At 64.2% G+C, this 15,499-nt stretch carries 14 protein-coding genes and 2 pseudogenes; 7 read left to right on the top strand and 9 right to left on the bottom strand.

The window, feature by feature from the left end:
• Window positions 1-6: 6 nt before the first annotated feature.
• From moaB to NKI29_RS09575, 6 genes are all read right to left on the bottom strand, one after another.
• Window positions 7-549, bottom strand: coding sequence for a molybdenum cofactor biosynthesis protein B (moaB, locus tag NKI29_RS09600; RefSeq protein WP_352756315.1), 543 nt, complete (start codon window positions 547-549; stop codon window positions 7-9).
• Window positions 536-1,438 (bottom strand): 4-(cytidine 5'-diphospho)-2-C-methyl-D-erythritol kinase, encoded by a 903-nt coding sequence (locus tag NKI29_RS09595; protein WP_352756362.1) that lies wholly within the window; start codon window positions 1,436-1,438, stop codon window positions 536-538. Before NKI29_RS09595 ends, moaB begins: the two co-directional genes overlap by 14 nt.
• Window positions 1,439-1,464: 26 nt before the next feature.
• Window positions 1,465-1,650 (bottom strand): hypothetical protein, encoded by a 186-nt coding sequence (locus NKI29_RS09590; protein ID WP_352529268.1) that lies wholly within the window; start codon window positions 1,648-1,650, stop codon window positions 1,465-1,467.
• Window positions 1,651-1,731: 81 nt separating this feature from the next.
• Complete coding sequence (locus tag NKI29_RS09585) at window positions 1,732-2,589, bottom strand: S49 family peptidase (protein WP_031211037.1); 858 nt, start codon at window positions 2,587-2,589, stop codon at window positions 1,732-1,734.
• Window positions 2,590-2,676: 87 nt separating this feature from the next.
• On the bottom strand, window positions 2,677-3,477 hold the full coding sequence (locus NKI29_RS09580; RefSeq protein ID WP_352756318.1) for a tRNA1(Val) (adenine(37)-N6)-methyltransferase: 801 nt from the start codon (window positions 3,475-3,477) through the stop codon (window positions 2,677-2,679).
• On the bottom strand, window positions 3,477-3,701 hold the full coding sequence (locus NKI29_RS09575; protein WP_023674082.1) for a putative signal transducing protein: 225 nt from the start codon (window positions 3,699-3,701) through the stop codon (window positions 3,477-3,479). Before NKI29_RS09575 ends, NKI29_RS09580 begins: the two co-directional genes overlap by 1 nt.
• 426 nt (window positions 3,702-4,127) lie before the next feature.
• On the opposite strand from NKI29_RS09575, the gene NKI29_RS09570 reads away from it, so the two are divergent.
• The gene (locus NKI29_RS09570) at window positions 4,128-5,144 is read left to right on the top strand and encodes a polyprenyl synthetase family protein (RefSeq protein ID WP_292663011.1); all 1,017 of its coding nucleotides are present in this window, start codon (window positions 4,128-4,130) and stop codon (window positions 5,142-5,144) included.
• 26 nt (window positions 5,145-5,170) lie between these two features.
• Here the strand turns inward: NKI29_RS09570 and NKI29_RS09565 are convergent, their stop codons facing one another.
• Complete coding sequence (locus NKI29_RS09565; protein WP_352700339.1) at window positions 5,171-6,604, bottom strand: MFS transporter; 1,434 nt, start codon at window positions 6,602-6,604, stop codon at window positions 5,171-5,173.
• A gap of 104 nt (window positions 6,605-6,708) precedes the next feature.
• Between NKI29_RS09565 and NKI29_RS09560 the strand changes: the two genes are divergently transcribed.
• The 4 genes and pseudogenes from NKI29_RS09560 to NKI29_RS09545 all read left to right on the top strand — a co-directional run.
• A complete protein-coding gene (locus tag NKI29_RS09560; protein WP_352571415.1) occupies window positions 6,709-7,314 on the top strand; it encodes a TetR/AcrR family transcriptional regulator in 606 nt (201 codons plus the stop codon).
• Between the two features lie 211 nt (window positions 7,315-7,525).
• Window positions 7,526-9,301 carry a tetratricopeptide repeat protein gene (locus NKI29_RS09555; protein WP_031211039.1) on the top strand — a complete coding sequence of 592 codons (1,776 nt, stop codon included), beginning with the start codon at window positions 7,526-7,528 and terminating at the stop codon, window positions 9,299-9,301.
• A 327-nt stretch (window positions 9,302-9,628) separates the two neighbouring features.
• A pseudogene (locus tag NKI29_RS09550) lies at window positions 9,629-10,342 on the top strand (glycine--tRNA ligase subunit alpha); the annotation flags it as partial.
• A gap of 147 nt (window positions 10,343-10,489) precedes the next feature.
• Window positions 10,490-10,672, top strand: a pseudogene (locus tag NKI29_RS09545) (glycine--tRNA ligase subunit alpha); the annotation flags it as partial.
• On the opposite strand, the gene NKI29_RS09540 reads toward NKI29_RS09545, so the two are convergent.
• Window positions 10,669-10,842, bottom strand: coding sequence for a hypothetical protein (locus NKI29_RS09540; RefSeq protein WP_352756320.1), 174 nt, complete (start codon window positions 10,840-10,842; stop codon window positions 10,669-10,671). The pseudogene NKI29_RS09545 and the gene NKI29_RS09540 sit on opposite strands and share 4 nt — an antisense overlap.
• A 277-nt stretch (window positions 10,843-11,119) precedes the next feature.
• Here NKI29_RS09540 and NKI29_RS09535 point away from each other — a divergent pair, with 277 nt between their 5' ends.
• On the top strand, window positions 11,120-13,900 hold the full coding sequence (locus NKI29_RS09535) for a glycine--tRNA ligase subunit beta (protein WP_352571414.1): 2,781 nt from the start codon (window positions 11,120-11,122) through the stop codon (window positions 13,898-13,900).
• 29 nt (window positions 13,901-13,929) lie between these two features.
• Here the strand turns inward: NKI29_RS09535 and NKI29_RS09530 are convergent, their stop codons facing one another.
• Window positions 13,930-14,361, bottom strand: a complete 432-nt coding sequence (locus tag NKI29_RS09530) for a hypothetical protein (protein WP_352571413.1) — start codon at window positions 14,359-14,361, stop codon at window positions 13,930-13,932.
• Window positions 14,362-14,520: 159 nt separating this feature from the next.
• Here NKI29_RS09530 and NKI29_RS09525 point away from each other — a divergent pair, with 159 nt between their 5' ends.
• On the top strand, window positions 14,521-15,492 hold the full coding sequence (locus NKI29_RS09525; protein ID WP_352571412.1) for an L-threonylcarbamoyladenylate synthase: 972 nt from the start codon (window positions 14,521-14,523) through the stop codon (window positions 15,490-15,492).
• The last annotated feature ends 7 nt before the right edge of the window (window positions 15,493-15,499 follow it).

Genomic DNA, 15,499 nt, shown 5'->3' with positions numbered 1-15,499 from the left:
TTCGCCTCAGCCGCGCCGCAAATGCTCGTCCAGCCGCGGCATGATCTCGACGAAGTTGCAGGGCATGTGCCGATAGTCGAGCTGCGGCTTCAAGATGCCGTCCCAGGCGTCCTTGCAGGCGCCGGGCGAGCCCGGCAGCACGAAAACGAAGGTGGCGTTGACGACGCCGCCGGTTGCCCGGCTCTGGATCGTCGAAGTGCCGATCTTGTCGTAGGAGATGCGGTGGAACACTTCGGAAAAGCCGTCCATGCGCTTTTCGAAGATCGGCTCCAGCGCTTCCGGCGTCACGTCGCGGCCGGTGAAGCCGGTGCCGCCGGTGGTGATGACGACATCGATTGCATCGTCCTTCGACCAGCCCAGGACCTTGTCGCGAATCTTATCGCGGTCGTCGGTGATGATGTCGCGGGCGGCCAGGACATGGCCGGCCTCGGCAATGCGGTCGGCCAGCGTCTGCCCGGATTTGTCGTCGGCGAGGCTGCGCGTATCGGAAACGGTCAGCACCGCGATGCGCACGGGAACGAAGGGGCGGCTCTCGTCAATCCTGGCCATGGGCATCAGCCTCCGATGTCACGCTTCGCGTCGCTGCGACAAACCAGTCGGGATGGCGGCTGCGGATTTCGACGGCCGCGCGCTTGGCCACATTGCCGGTCTCGAACAGCCCGAAGCAGGTGGCGCCGGAACCGGACATCCTGGCAAAACCGGCTCCGGCCTTGTTGAGAACGGAAAGCGCCTTGCCGATGGCGGGCTGGATTGCACGCGCCGCAGGCTCGAGATCGTTGCGGGTGATCTCCAGCCAGTTGCGGATGCTGTGGAAGTCGAGGCTGTGCGGCAGCGGCGGCAGCGCCGCATTGTCGCGGCGGCCAAGCGCCTCGAACACGTCGGCCGTCGAGACGGCAGTGCCGGGATTGACGAGCACCAGACCCAGCGCCGGGAAACCCGACACGAGCGTCAGCTCGTCGCCGACGCCGCGGGCTATCAGCGGTCTGGCAGCGAGGCACATCGGAACGTCGGCGCCGAGCGACAGGCCGATCCGCGCCAGTTCGGCGTCGCCGATGTCGAGCCTCCAGGTCCGGAGCAGAGCGCGCAGCACAGCCGCCGCGTCGCTCGACCCGCCGCCGACGCCGGACGCAACCGGCAGGTTCTTTTCGAGCCTGATGGCGACAGCCGGTGCATGCTGGGGACCGGCCTCGCGCCGCAGTGCATCGCGCGCTCTCACCACCAGATTATTGTCGTCGACCGGCACCGCGGAGGCGTATTTGCCGGACACGGAAAACCCATCGCTGTCGGCAAGTTCCGTCTCGATGCGGTCGCCGAAGCGCGTGAACACAGCCAGGCTTTCGATCGTGTGATAGCCGTCGGCGCGCTGGCCGGTGACGTGCAGCGCGAGATTTATCTTGGCGTGCGCATGCGACGCCCGGATGCTGTCCTCGGCGTTCACTGGCTCGGCCGCGAGGGGGACGACGGTCAATCCTTGGCCAGACGGTATTCGCCGGTCTTCGGGTCCTTGACCAATGTTCCCATTGTACCGTTGGCGGCTTGCTTTTCGGTACGCCGCACCTTGGCGGTCACCCGGTCGGCTTCCCTGACGAAGGAGCGGTAGCCGAAATAGGCGGCAATGCCGACGACGGCGAAGAAAATGATCTGCGGCATGTCAAACTCCTCCCTCGCAAGGCCGGCAAGGCGGCCGGTCGGGTCGGTTGATGATTTATGCTAGACGCTTTCACCAGCTTTTCAAAGCCCGAAGCGCGCCCACAGCGCGCGCTCTTCCGCCGCATCGATGACGCCGCTTGCCGCGGCGGCGGCGATATCGGGCGCCGAAAAGCTCGAGCCGAACAGGCCGAAGCGGCCGAACAGGCCGCGCGGCGCGGTGATCAGCTTGAGCTGGGTTTTCGGCCCGAAACGGCTCTTCAGCACGCTGCGCATGTCGCCGAGCGCATCGACCAGCCCGAGCTCTAGCCCTTTTTTGGCCGTCCAGAACAGGCCAGTGAACAGGTCGGGATCGTCCTTGAGCTTGCTGCCGCGCCTGTCCTTGACGAGGTCGATGAAGGTCTCGTGGACCTCGAGCTGCAGCGCCTTCAGGCGCTCGACGTCTTCCTTCTTTTCCGGCTTGAACGGGTCGAGCACCGCCTTGTTCTGGCCGGCGGTGTGGACGCGGCGCTCGACACCGATCTTCTTCAACAGCTCCGGAAAGCCGAACGAGGCCGACACCACGCCGATCGAGCCGACGATGGACGACGGGTCGGCAAAGATCTCGTCGCCGGCGACCGCGATCATGTAGCCACCCGATGCCGCCACGTCCTCGACGAAAACCAGGACCTTCTTGTTCTTCTCGCTCGCCAGGTCGCGGATGCGTCTGAAGATCAGCCGCGACTGCACCGGCGAACCACCTGGCGAATTGATCGAGATGGCGACCGCCGGCGCGTCGAAGGAAAACAGCTTTTCGAGAAGGCCGGCGGTGGAAGCGAGCGACAGGCTCGGCCGGAACTGGCCGCCGCCGGGCATGATGGTGCCGTGCAGCCGGATGACCGGAATGGTGACGACGGCGGAGCGCCAGGATTTCGGCAGCAGGCGGTTGAAAAGGCGTTTCACGAGGGGGCGGTCTCCGGTCGATATGCTTGAGGCATGTAGGAATTCGTCGGCCAACGGCAATGCCGTCATCCCGGCAATCAAAATGGATCAGTCTCCGAACAGCGACGCCAGCCCGTTATTGATCAGCTCTGCCCGTTCCGAGGGGCCATTGCCTGAATAGGCATGCAGCATCAGCGGCGGCCGGATCGACAGTTTGCCGCGTGCGCCGAGTGCTGCCCGGACGACGATGCGGATCGCCGCCGCTTCGGGGCGAGGGTGAACGGCCAGCATCTCGGCGTCGCCGAAGCGGCCGGCGATGGCATCGAGGATGGCGCCGAGCTGTTCCGGCCGGGCGATGACGGCCAGCCCGCCGCCCGGTCTGACCACCGCGGCCGCGCTGCGGATCCAGCTGTCGAACAGCCCATCCTCCGAGACATGCGCGGCCTTTCTCAGCGGATCGGGCGTCGCGCGATCCTCGGCGGCATTGAACGGCGGGTTCATGATGACGAAATCGAAGCTGTTGTCCTCAAGGCCGGCGGCCGTTCGCGCCCGGCCCGACAGCGCGACATCGGCGACGAGCACCGAAGCGCGGTTGCTGAGATGCGCATTGCCGGGATGGGCAAGCGTGGTGGTGGCGAAGGCCGCCATTTCCGGGGAACGCTCGACGAGCACGGCCGCGGCACCGGGGCAGCGCGACAGTACCGCCAGGCCGGCGGCACCGGCACCCGCGCCAAAGTCGGCAAGCCGCCCGGCGAAGGAGGACGGCACGGCAGCCGCCAGCATCATCGCATCCATGCCGGCGCGGTGGCCGGCCTTTCTCGGCTGCACCAGCCAGAAGCGACCGCGATGGAAGGCGTCGACCGTATGAGCCGGCATGTCCGGGACAAGGGCAGCGGGCGACGCGGACATTATTTTTGGCGGATCTCGTTGGCGATGCCGGCATCCGTCAGGATGCGCCGCGCCGCATCGGCCTTGTCGGCATCCACCATGACACGGCGGGGCAGGATGCCGATCGAGCCGTCGAGGACGCTCATATTCTGGTCGGCGACGAAACAGCCGATGCCGGCATCGCGCATCAGCGATTCGACAAACGAAATGATGACGGCGTCGTTGGTGCGGATGAGCTCTATCATCGGATTAGGGCCATGATCTATCGATATGGTCGAAATGGCGCCTGAAACGGCAAGAAGATGCGAGGAGAAGCGCGAAGGTCGGGGTCTTTCCCCCGGCCGAGCGGTTCGACGACGCAGCTTGCAGCCGTTTCGGCGTCCGGAGGATGTGGTCCATCTGCCCGGCTACTTTGTCGCGAAGGACTTGAAAGCCGAATGGCTTCCTGCGCCTTCGCTCCGCGTATCCGGACAGATGGCCTCACACCATTTCGATCATATCGATAGATCATGGCCCTAAACTCGCAGTTTGCGGCGTTGATGTAAACGTAGGCGTGATCATGTACCAGAGCCGGCGCGCCAATTCGCCTCTTGCCGCGCCGGTGGGTGACACCCTAGAGTCTGTCCAGGGACCATGTTGCCGTCGTGCATATCGAGGTTGGGAGTTTTGCCGTGGGTGTCGTTCTCAACATTGAAAACGGGAAGCGCGAAGCCGCCTCGATAAAGGACCTCATCGACCTGACCGCGGCCGACATGGGGCGCGTCAACAAATTGATCCTGTCGAAGGCCGGCTCCGATGTCGAGATGATTCCGGAGATAGCCAACCATCTGATCTCGTCGGGCGGCAAACGGCTGCGGCCGATGCTGACGCTCGCCGCCGCCCAGATGTTCGGCTATTCCGGCGACGGCCATGTCAAGCTCGCCACATCGGTCGAATTCATGCATACTGCGACACTTCTCCACGACGACGTCGTCGACGAAAGCGGCATGCGGCGCGGCAAGAAGACGGCGCGTATGATCTGGGGCAACCAGGCCAGTGTTCTGGTCGGTGATTTCCTGCTCGGCCAAGCCTTTCGCATGATGGTCGATGTCGGCTCGCTTGAAGCGCTCGATATCCTGTCGAGCGCGGCTTCGGTCATCGCTGAAGGCGAGGTGATGCAGCTCGCTGCCGCAAAAAACCTCGAGACCACCGAGGATGAGCATTTCGCGGTGATCAAGGCCAAGACCGCGGCGCTGTTTTCGGCCGCCGCCGAGGTCGGCCCCGTCATCGCTCAGGCGACGCGCAATGATCGCGCAGCACTCCGCTCCTACGGCATGAATCTCGGCCTTGCCTTCCAGCTGATCGATGACGCGCTGGATTACGGCGGCACCAGCAAGGACCTCGGCAAGAATGTCGGCGACGATTTCCGCGAGGGCAAGGTCACGCTGCCGGTGATCCTCGCCTATCGGCGCGGCACCAAGGCCGAGCGCAGCTTCTGGAAACGCGCCATCGAGGACAATGCCGCCGACGATGCCGGGCTGGAGAAGGCCATCGGCCTGATGCTCCGCCACGGCGCAATTGCCGACACCATCGGGCGCGCCCGCCATTTCGGCGAGATCGCCCGCGACGCGCTGGCGCCGCTCGAGGCGACGCCGCAGAAATCGGCGCTGATCGACGTCATCGATTTCTGCATCAGCCGGGTGAATTGAGAGGCATCGGCGGCCCGCGCTTGTTCTCATCGAGCCTTTGCCGGAAGAACCATTGCTGCCAGCAGGCTAACGACAATGCCCGCCGCCGCGAGCCAGAAGGCGACCTGGATGCCGTCGGCGACGGCAATTTTCAACGCATTGCCGGACAATTCGCCGATTTGGTTGTTCGCAATCGCAATCAGCACGGCCATGCCGATGGCGTTGCCGACATTGAGCGTCGTCGAAGCCATCCCCGAGGCGACGCCTTGCTGGTCATGGGCAACGCCGGAAGCGGCGGCAATCCACATTGCGGTCCAGACGATGCCTTGTCCGACGCCGGAGACGATCAGGCCGGGTACGAGGGACAGATAGCTGCTGTCGGCAGTCGCGCCTGATACCATCAATGCTGTGCCGACCGCGCCGACGATCATGCCGCCGACCAGGGTGCTGCGCGTCGAAAAGCGCGTTGCCAGACGCTCGCCGGCTTGCGTACCGGTGGCGATGGCGACCGACGGCACGAGAAAGGCGAGGCCCGTCTGCAAGGCGGTGAAGCCGTGCACGTTCTGCAGCAGCACGGTGAGGAAGTAGGGCAGCGCGCCGAAAGTGGCCATGTAGAGGAAGGTTATCGTCATGCCGGCGACAAGGCTGCGGTTGTAAAACAGGCGCAGCGGCATCAGCGGATCGGCGCTGTTGGCCTCGATCACGGTGAAGGCGATCAGGAAGAATGCCGCCAGTGCCGCGCTGGCGATGATTGCGCCAGAGCCCCAGCCATATTCAGGTCCCTGAACCAGGGTGAAGACAAGCAGCGTCGCGCCGGCGGTGACGGTCAGTGCGCCGGGCAGATCGAAGCTGCGGTGCTCGTGCCGCTTGCGATCGCGCGGGATGATGGCGAAAGCCGCGATGATGGCGATCCCGGCCAGCAGCACGTTGACGTAGAAGACCGACGGCCAGCCGAAGGCGCTGGTCAGAAACCCGCCGGCAAGCGAACCGAGCGTCAGGCCGCTGGCGCCCGCGCCGCCCCAGACGGCGAGCGCCCGGTTGCGTTCCGGCCCTTCGGCGAACAGGCGGTTGATCAGCGACAGCGTCGCCGGAAACAGGAACGCGGCGCCGATGCCTTGCACGGCGCGTGCCGCGATGATGATTTCCGGCGACCAGGCCAGGCCACCGACGAGGGACGAAAGTGCGTAGAGCCAGAGCGCGAAGATGAAGACGCGGCGCTGGCCGATCAGGTCGGCGGCCCGGCCGCCGAACAGCAGGAAGCCGCCGGTGAACACGGTGTAGGCGCTGACCACCCACTGCAGGGTCTGGCCTGAAAATCCGAGGCCAGCGCCGATCTCCGGCAGCGCCACGAAGACGATGTTGAGGTCGAGCGAGATGATGAGCTGCGCGAAGGCGAGCAACGCCAGCGTTGCGCCATGTTTCGCCCTGCTTGCTCCCTGCGTTATCGCCCCGAGCGGCGCGCCTTGATCGAGTGAACTCATGTCGGACTCCTTGTCGACAATTATTTAATGATCGACAAAGAATTGAGATTTGCAATCCGAAATCAAGCAGATTATTTGTTGATCGACAAAAATTGGAGACCGCCATGGCAGGCAGGCCAAGGGAATTCGACCGCGACCAGGCGCTGGAGAAAGCCCGCGACGCTTTCTGGAGGCGCGGCTACGAGGGCACCTCGATGGCCGATCTCGTATCGGCGCTTGGTCTCGCATCGGCGCGCATCTATGCCGCCTTCGGCTCGAAGGAGGATCTGTTTCGCGAAGCGGTGGCGCTTTACGAGGCCAATGAGGGCGGCTTTGCCACGCGCGCGCTAGAGGAAGAACCAAATGTCCGGCGCGTCATCGAGCGCATGCTTCGCGACGCCGTAGAAATTTATACGAGGCCGGGGCGGCCGCAGGGCTGCATGGTGGTGACGGCCGCCACCAATTGCGCCGTCGAAAATGACGCCGTGCTGCAATGGCTGGCGGAGCATCGGCTGGCGCGTACCGCATCGATCGTCGAGCGATTGAAAAAGGCCGTGCGCGATGGCGAATTGAAGCCGGATACCGATGCCGAGACGCTGGGTGACTATTACGCCACGCTGATGCACGGCCTTTCGGTCCAGGCACGCGACGGTGTGCCGAAAAAGCGGCTGCACGATCTTGTCACCGTCGCCATGCAGGCGCTCGACGCAAGCCTTTCGCAAGCGTCCTGAGTTTTCAGGGCCGTGACGCCGGTTTCCCATTGCCGGATTGCCGCAATGCGGTCGTGCGACCTCTTTCGGCATGGTTTATTAATTGCTTGACCCGATTGTGAATTCGGGCCGGGTTGAAGCCCGACCCCAAAAAGGCCATGCTTTACCTGTAAAGATCGAGTCTACGGCGATCCCGCTGACGCGGAGATGGCGTTTGGCTGAAAGGGATATGATGCGGCAAGGATATGCGCGCTGGCTGACGGGGCTGGCAATCGCGACGGGCATGGCGATCTCGGCTTTGCCGGCGCATGCCAAACAGACCGCCGAGCCGGTCAGGATCACATCCTTCTCGGGGGCCTATCTCGCCGCCAGGATCGCCGACGGCGACAACGACCTCGACAGTGCCATCTCCTATTACAAGCAGGCGCTTGCGTTCGATCCGAACGATACGGGACTGCAGCAGAGTCTGATGCTGTCGCTGATCGCGCAGGGGCGCTTCGACGAATCCCTGGTCTATGCCGACAAGCTCAAGGCGGTTCCCGACGTCGAGCGCTTCTCGCGCCTGGCGCTGGCCATCGATTCCTTCCACAAGAAGGATTTCTCCAAGGCCGAATACTGGCTCAAGCTGTCGCTCGAATCCGATCTCGACCGGCTGATCTCCGGCGTCATGACCGGCTGGGCCAAGCAGGGTGCGGGTGACGCCGGCGAGGCCATGGCTTCCATCGACAAGCTGCAAGGCCCCGACTGGTTCAGCCTGTTCAAGTCCTTCCACCGTGCCTTGATTGCCGACGCCTCCGGCCTGCCCGACAGGGCGGATGCGCTCTACACCGCCACCGTGCAGGACACGGCGGCAGGCGGTGCGGCCCCAGAAACATGGATGCGCAACGCGCAGGCCTACGCCTCTTTCCTCGCCCGCAAAGGCGACAAGGCCAAGGCGCTGTCGGTGCTCGACAAGGCCGAGGCGTTTGCGCCCGGCAAGGTCGAGATTGCGGCGCTTCGCGACAAGATCAACAAGGGCGAAAAGATCGAGCCCTTCGTTGCCGGTCCGTCGGACGGCGCCTCGGAAATCCTGCTCGATCTCGCCACCGCGCTCAACCGCGGCGGCGGCGAGCCATTCGTGCGGCTTTATCTGCAATATGCCCTGGCGCTGCGGCCCGACAACGACGCGGCGCTCGTTCAGCTTGCCGCCGTTGCCGAGCAGTTGAAGGACGGCGAGGGCGCCATCGCGCTCTATCGCCGCATTCCCGCTGGCTCGCCGCTGAAGGAGCTTTCGGACCTGCAGCTTGGCCTCAACCTTGCCGATCTCGACCGCAACGACGAGGCGATCGCTCACCTCAAGGCCATCGTCGATGCGCATCCAGACGACATGCGCGCCTATCTGGCGCTCGGCGGCGTCTATTCCTCGAAGGAGGATTTCCGCTCCGCCGCCAATCTTTACGACAAGGCAGTCGAGGTGCTGAAGACGCCGACCGCCGCCAACTGGAACATTTTCTACCAGCGCGGCATCGCCTATGAGCGACTGAAGGAATGGCCGAAGGCCGAGCCGAATTTCCGCAAGGCGCTGGAGCTCTACCCCGACCAGCCGCAGGTTCTGAACTATCTCGGCTATTCCTGGGTCGACAAGAACATGAACCTCAAGGAAGGCCTCGCGATGATCCAGAAGGCCGTCGACCTGAGGCCGAGCGACGGCTACATCGTCGATTCGCTGGGCTGGGCCTATTACCGCCTTGGCCAGTTCGACGATGCGGTGCGCGAAATGGAACGCGCCGTTTCGTTGAAGCCGGAGGATCCGGTGCTCAACGATCACCTCGGCGACGTCTACTGGCGCGTCGGCCGCAAGCTGGAAGCCACCTTCCAGTGGAACCAGGCCCGCGACCTGAAGCCGGACCCGGACGTGCTTGCCGCCTTGCAGCAAAAGCTGATGAAAGGCCTGCCGCCGATCGAATCCAACACGGCGCAGGAAACCCCGAACGTAAAGCCCGTGCCGGCGCCCGCGCCGAAGGGGTGATCAATCGCTGCAGGTTTGCGCCGCCCCTCATCGCCCTGCCGGGCACTTCTCCCCGTATGGTGACGGGGAGAAGGACGCCTTCGCAAAGGATTTCGCCAATCTCCAGCGTTGCAGAACGAGTACCGAGGTCGCGGCCAGCCCCTTCTCCCCGTCACTATACGGGGAGAAGATGCCGGCAGGCAGATGAGGGGCGGCGCCGAGATCGATAACTGGTCTGAAGTGATTGCCCGAAGGGGTAACCTGTCGCCTTGACGCTCGGAGGTCGGGCATCTACGAGGTGCCGCATCCCCGCCGGAGGCCGCCGTGACCGTTGATATCCCTGCCCACATGCACCCCAGCCGCTCGTTCCAGGGGCTGATCCTGACCTTGCATAATTATTGGGCGGACTATGGCTGCGTCGTCCTCCAGCCTTACGACATGGAAGTCGGCGCCGGCACATTCCATCCGGCAACGACATTGCGCGCGCTCGGCCCAAAACGCTGGAACGCGGCCTATGTCCAGCCCTCGCGCCGCCCCAAGGACGGCCGCTATGGCGAGAACCCGAACCGGCTGCAGCACTATTACCAATACCAGGTGATCCTGAAGCCCAATCCGCCCAATCTGCAGGAGCTTTATCTCGGCTCGCTGGCCGCGATCGGAATCGATCCGCTGCTGCATGACATCCGCTTCGTCGAGGACGACTGGGAAAGCCCGACGCTGGGCGCCTGGGGGCTGGGCTGGGAGTGCTGGTGCGACGGCATGGAGGTGTCGCAGTTCACCTATTTCCAGCAGGTCTGCGGCATCGAATGCGCACCGGTGGCGGGCGAGCTCACTTACGGGCTGGAACGGCTGGCCATGTATGTGCAGGGCGTCGACAATGTCTACGACCTCAACTTCAACGGCCGCGAAGGCGCCGACAAGGTGACCTATGGCGACGTCTTCCTGCAGGCCGAGCAGGAATATTCGCGCCACAATTTCGAATTTGCCAACACCGCGATGTTGCTGCGCCATTTCGAAGACGCCGAAGCCGAGTGCAAGGCGCTGCTCGAAGCCGGCGCGCCCATCTCCCCCCTTGAGGGGGAGACGCCCGCGAAGCGGGCAGAGGGGGGCGCCTCAGAAGGCACCGCAGGTCAGGCGTCGAGCACTGCACGAGCGACCCCTCCCGGCCAGACCTTGTCTGGCCACTCTCCCCTCAAGGGGGAGGGATATCACCGCATGGTCTTCCCGGCCTACGACCAGTGCATCAAGGCCAGCCACGTCTTCAATCTGCTCGACGCACGCGGCGTCATTTCGGTCACCGAGCGCCAGAGTTACATCTTGCGCGTTCGCAATCTGGCCAAGGCCTGCGGCGAGGCGTTTCTGCTGACGCAGGCGGGCGGAATGGCGGCTTAGCTCCAGGCGGTTTCGGCAGGGGCGCTGATTGGCAATGCGCCCTGGCCGCTTGCACCGGCTATTGTCCGCAACGCTTGTCTGACGCCGGGCATCGAGAACGTGCCATGCACCTGCGCTGTAAAACAGGCGCTGAGCGCGAGGATCTGCAGGAATGTCGATGCCGTTTTCATGCTCGTTCAGCCAATAGCTCTCTGCCTGAGCGTTGGTCGCTTCAGCGCTGCGTTCGGTTCAGGGAAATCTTTGATCCAAGGACGGGCGGACCGGCGCGTGTCCGACAGGCGGCTGAATTTTTTCGGAATTCGCTGTTGGACGCCTTGATCGTGCTGGCCCGATCTTGCTGGGAAGGGTGACAGCAGCCGACCGAGTTGCTATGCCCCGCTTACCTTCGCCTCGATGGGGGAGGACGCCGCGAAGCGGCGGCTGTTTCTTGTCGCGTGAGCTCTTTCAATGCCTGACCTGCTTCTAGAACTTCGTTCCGAGGAAATCCCCGCTCGCATGCAGCGCAAGGCGGCCGGCGATCTCAGGAAGCTTTTGACCGACGGTCTGGTCGAAGCCGGGCTGACCTATGAGGCGGCGCGCGAATATTGGACGCCGCGCCGGTTGACGCTCGACATTCGCGGCCTCACCGCCCGCTCGAAGGACATCAGCGAGGAGATCAAGGGGCCCTCGACCAAGGCGCCCGAGGCGGCGGTGCAGGGTTTTCTGCGCAAGGCGGGCCTTGCCTCGATTGCCGAGGCGCATGTTCATTCCGATCCGAAGAAGGGCGACTTCTATGTCGCCCATATTTCCAGGCCGGGCAGGCCGGCGGAGCAGATCATCGCCGAGCTGGTGCCGGGCATCATCCGCACCTTCCCCTGGCCGAAATCGATGCGCTGGGGGCCGGCTTCGGCCAAGCCCGGCTCGCTGCGCTGGGTGCGGCCGCTGCAATCGATCCTGTGCACCTTCGGCCCCGAAACCGAGGAGCCGGTGGTCGTCGATTTCGAGATCGACGGCATCCGCTCCGGCAACGTCACTTACGGTCACCGTTTTCATGCGCCGGGCGCCATCACGGTGCGCCGCTTCGACGATTATGTAGCCAAGCTTGAGGCGGCCAAGGTCGTGCTCGATGCCGACAGACGCAAGGAGATCATTCTTGCCGATGCCAGGAACCTCGCCTTCGCCAGCGGGCTCGACCTCGTCGAGGACGAGGGGCTGCTGGAGGAAGTGTCGGGCCTGGTCGAATGGCCCGTCGTGCTGATGGGCGAATTCGAGCAGGATTTTCTGGCCATTCCGGCCGAGGTGATCCGGCTCACCATCCGCGCCAACCAGAAGTGTTTTGTGACGACGCGCCAAATCTCCCCCCTCGAGGGGGAGATGTCGCCGAAGGCGACAGAGGGGGTCGCCTCGCGTGGATCGGCGGCATCCCCTGTCCGCGATAGGGAGTCGCGTCAGGTCGTGCCGACCCCCTCTGGCCTACCGGCCATCTCCCCCTCAAGGGGGGAGATCAGCCAATCGCCGCTCTCCAATCGTTTCATCCTGACCGCCAATATCGAGGCCAAGGATGGCGGCAAGGAGATCGCCCACGGCAATGGCAAGGTGGTGCGTGCCCGCCTGTCCGACGCGCTCTATTTCTGGAAGACCGATCAGGGCGATCTGCCTGACCTCGACCAGTTGCAGGCTTCGGCGGAAAAATTCGGGCTCGATCTCAAAAAGCCGCTCGACCAGCGCATGGCCCGCCTCGACCACCTCGGCGTCACCTTCCACGCCAAGCTCGGCACGCAAGGCGAGCGGGTGGAACGGATCAAGCGATTGGCTGAGGAATTGGCGCCGCTCGTGGCGAGTTCAATCTCCCCCCTTGAGGGGGAGATGGCCGGCAGGCCAGAGGGGGTCGCTTCGGCTGGCGCGACGCGATCTGGCCTTTCGAAGAAAGAGGAAGTCGGCGCTCCACGCGAGACGACCCCCTCTGTCGCCTTCGGCGACATCTCCCCCTCGAGGGGGGAGATTACCGCGCTGGCGCGCCGCGCCGCCGTCCTCGCCAAGGCCGACCTCACCACCGAAGTGGTTGGCGAGTTCCCGGAACTGCAAGGCGCCATGGGCCGCAAATATGCGCTGCTGCAGGGCGAGCATCCTTCGGTCGCCGCCGCGATCGAGGAGCACTACAAGCCGCAGGGCCCGTCCGATCGCGTGCCGACCGATCCGGTATCGGTCGCCGTGGCGCTCTCAGACAAGCTCGATACGCTGGTCGGCTTCTGGGCGATTGATGAAAAGCCGACCGGATCGAAGGACCCCTATGCGCTCAGAAGAGCGGCGCTGGGGGTGGTCAGGATTTTGGTCGAGAACGGGATCAGAATTCGTCTTAAAACAAGCTGGAGAACGGCGTGGCTACTTTTTGCCGATCAGCGCTGGAATAGGGAACTGGGCGAGGCGGCTATTCGGTTTGCGGATGCTGAAACATTCACTGGTTTGGAGTTTGATGAAGTGCGTTTTGCCGCAATTGCTGCAAGCGTCGACTCGCTCCTCCGTAAGCAGATAGCCGTTTGGTTGCGTACCTTTGACGCTGGCCAAAACGACCTCCTCTCCTTTTTCCAGGACCGCCTAAAGGTCTATCTCCGCGACCAGGGCGCGCGGCATGATCTCATCGACGCCGTACTGGCGGCGGGCTCGCGCCCAATCTCCCCCCTAGAGGGGGAGATGTCGCCGAAGGCGACAGAGGGGGGCGCTGTCCCGCCGGCGTCTCAAGCTTCTGTCGAGGAAGTGCGCTCTACGGCGCCCCCCTCTGCCCTGCCGGGCATCTCCCCCTCTAGGGGGGAGATCGGCCAATCGTCCAACGACGACCTTCTGCAAATCGTCCGCCGCGTCGAGGCGCTCGGTTCCTTCCTCGACACCGAGGACGGCAAGAACCTGCTTGCCGGCACCAAGCGCGCGGCCAACATCGTGGCTGCCGAAGAGAAGAAGAAAACGACGATCGCCGACTATGTTGAGCCGGCTCTGTTCCGGGAGGGCGCCGAAAAAACCTTGTTCGCGGCGGTCAATCAGGCCGAGAGGCAAGCCGGCGAAGCAATTCAAAACGAAGACTTTTCCGCCGCCATGCTGGCGCTTAGCGTGTTGCGCGAGCCGGTTGATTCATTCTTTGAGAAAGTCCTGGTAAACGATGAGGACCAGGCGGTGCGCGCCAATCGCCTGGCATTGCTCGCCCGCATCCGCGCAGCGACTGACCGGGTCGCCGATTTCTCGAAAATAGCCGGCTGACATTCGCGAAAAAATCATCGCTTGTGGCGCTATTTCGGCTGGTCGGGAGCTGCTAGCGGCGCAGGCTGCGGCGCTGCCGGCTCAGGGGTTTTGCTGGCGACCTTTGGGTCGGCTTTGCCGCCCGCGGCGGGCGCGGCAGCGGTGGCCGGCGCGGCTTTGGGCGCGGACGTTGCAAAGGCATCGCCGACAATACCGCCGCGGATGATCATCGGGCTTCCGTCGAAGCCATGGTTCGGCTGGCTCGGGATCGCCGCGACCTTTTCATCGGCGACGTTTTCATTGACGTCAGGCAACTTCTCGCCGAGCGCGACGATCGACGGTGTTTTCGCCCGTTCGAGCGCGCCGGCACTTACAACCGAAGGCGTCGCCGTCGTTTGCCCGAGAAAAACCAGCGACGAGGCCTGTGCCGTGCCGGCCATAAACGCCAAACCAAGCGCTCCAAGGATACGCATCGAAAGCATGATAATTCCCCTTGCCCAACAAGACGGCACCCTAGCCGAGGGCAGTTGATGCCGGCTTGCGGGGAAACATAGCATTTTAGCGATTTGCGATTCGCCAATGCCTGGGCTTGCTCGCCCGGCGTCAGCGTATTAGGCACCCGCATCCGTGAGGTGACGACAGTGGCTGAAATTCGTGCCGTCGGCGAGGCGATGGAAAGGGCGTTGGCGCTGCTCGAGAGCGGCGATGTCGTCGCCATCCCGACCGAGACCGTTTATGGGCTGGCCGGCGACGCGACCAATGGCGTTGCCGTGGCTCGTATCTTCGAAGCCAAGGGCCGACCTCGCTTCAACCCGCTGATCGCCCATATAGCCGATCCGGCGATGGCCGAGCGCATCGCGCTGTTCGACCCGCTGTCGGAAAGATTGGCGCAGGCATTCTGGCCGGGGCCGCTGACGTTGGTGCTGCCGCAACGGCCCGGCAACGGCATTCATCCGCTGGTCACCGCCGGCCTGGAAACGATCGCGCTGCGCATGCCGAAAGGCTTTGGCGGCGAGCTGATCGCCAGGTTCGGCCGCGCGCTGGCGGCGCCCAGCGCCAATTCCTCGGGCAGGATCAGCGCCACGACGGCCGAAGCCGTGGCCGCCGATCTCGGTCCCCGGATCAAGCTTGTGGTCGACGGCGGCGCGACGCCGGTCGGGCTGGAATCGACCATCGTCAAGGTCGAAGCTGGAAAGCTGCGGCTGCTGCGGCCGGGCGGCATTGCCGCCGAAGAGATCGAAGCGGTGGCCGGGACAAAGTTGCTGCGCGGCGCTTCGGGCATCGAGGCGCCCGGCATGCTCGCCTCGCACTATGCGCCAGGTGCGGCAGTGCGGCTCGATGCTGCGGAGGTCGCACCGGGCGAAGCCTTGCTGGCCTTCGGCCGCCGCCGTGCCGAAGGCTGGCGCGATGCAGCCGCCCTGCGCAACTTGTCGGAGACCGGCGACCTACGCGAGGCGGCAAGCAATCTCTTCGCCCATCTGCAGGATCTCGATGGCAGTGGCGCCAAAACCATCGCCGTCGAGCCGATCCCGTTCGAAGGGCTGGGCGAGGCGATCAACGACCGGCTTTCGCGCGCCGCCGCCCCGCGTGACAAGATCGAACGAGCACCATAGTTTCCAC

This window comes from Mesorhizobium sp. M0678 (assembly GCF_040320505.1).
Lineage (GTDB): Bacteria > Pseudomonadota > Alphaproteobacteria > Rhizobiales > Rhizobiaceae > Mesorhizobium.
The sequence above is the reverse complement of the archived record's forward strand: the minus strand, read 5'-3'. Positions and strand labels throughout refer to the sequence as shown.

What these genes read in the sequence shown, in the direction of transcription:
- moaB (WP_352756315.1), bottom strand. Translation starts at nt 549, where the DNA reads ATGGCCAGGATTGACGAGAGCCGCCCCTTCGTTCCCGTGCGCATCGCG.
- NKI29_RS09590 (WP_352529268.1), bottom strand. Translation starts at nt 1,650, where the DNA reads ATGCCGCAGATCATTTTCTTCGCCGTCGTCGGCATTGCCGCCTATTTC.
- NKI29_RS09580 (WP_352756318.1), bottom strand. Translation starts at nt 3,477, where the DNA reads ATGTCCGCGTCGCCCGCTGCCCTTGTCCCGGACATGCCGGCTCATACG.
- NKI29_RS09575 (WP_023674082.1), bottom strand. Translation starts at nt 3,701, where the DNA reads ATGATAGAGCTCATCCGCACCAACGACGCCGTCATCATTTCGTTTGTC.
- NKI29_RS09565 (WP_352700339.1), bottom strand. Translation starts at nt 6,604, where the DNA reads ATGAGTTCACTCGATCAAGGCGCGCCGCTCGGGGCGATAACGCAGGGA.
- NKI29_RS09560 (WP_352571415.1), top strand. Translation starts at nt 6,709, where the DNA reads ATGGCAGGCAGGCCAAGGGAATTCGACCGCGACCAGGCGCTGGAGAAA.
- NKI29_RS09555 (WP_031211039.1), top strand. Translation starts at nt 7,526, where the DNA reads ATGCGGCAAGGATATGCGCGCTGGCTGACGGGGCTGGCAATCGCGACG.
- NKI29_RS09540 (WP_352756320.1), bottom strand. Translation starts at nt 10,842, where the DNA reads ATGAAAACGGCATCGACATTCCTGCAGATCCTCGCGCTCAGCGCCTGT.
- NKI29_RS09535 (WP_352571414.1), top strand. Translation starts at nt 11,120, where the DNA reads ATGCCTGACCTGCTTCTAGAACTTCGTTCCGAGGAAATCCCCGCTCGC.
- NKI29_RS09530 (WP_352571413.1), bottom strand. Translation starts at nt 14,361, where the DNA reads ATGCTTTCGATGCGTATCCTTGGAGCGCTTGGTTTGGCGTTTATGGCC.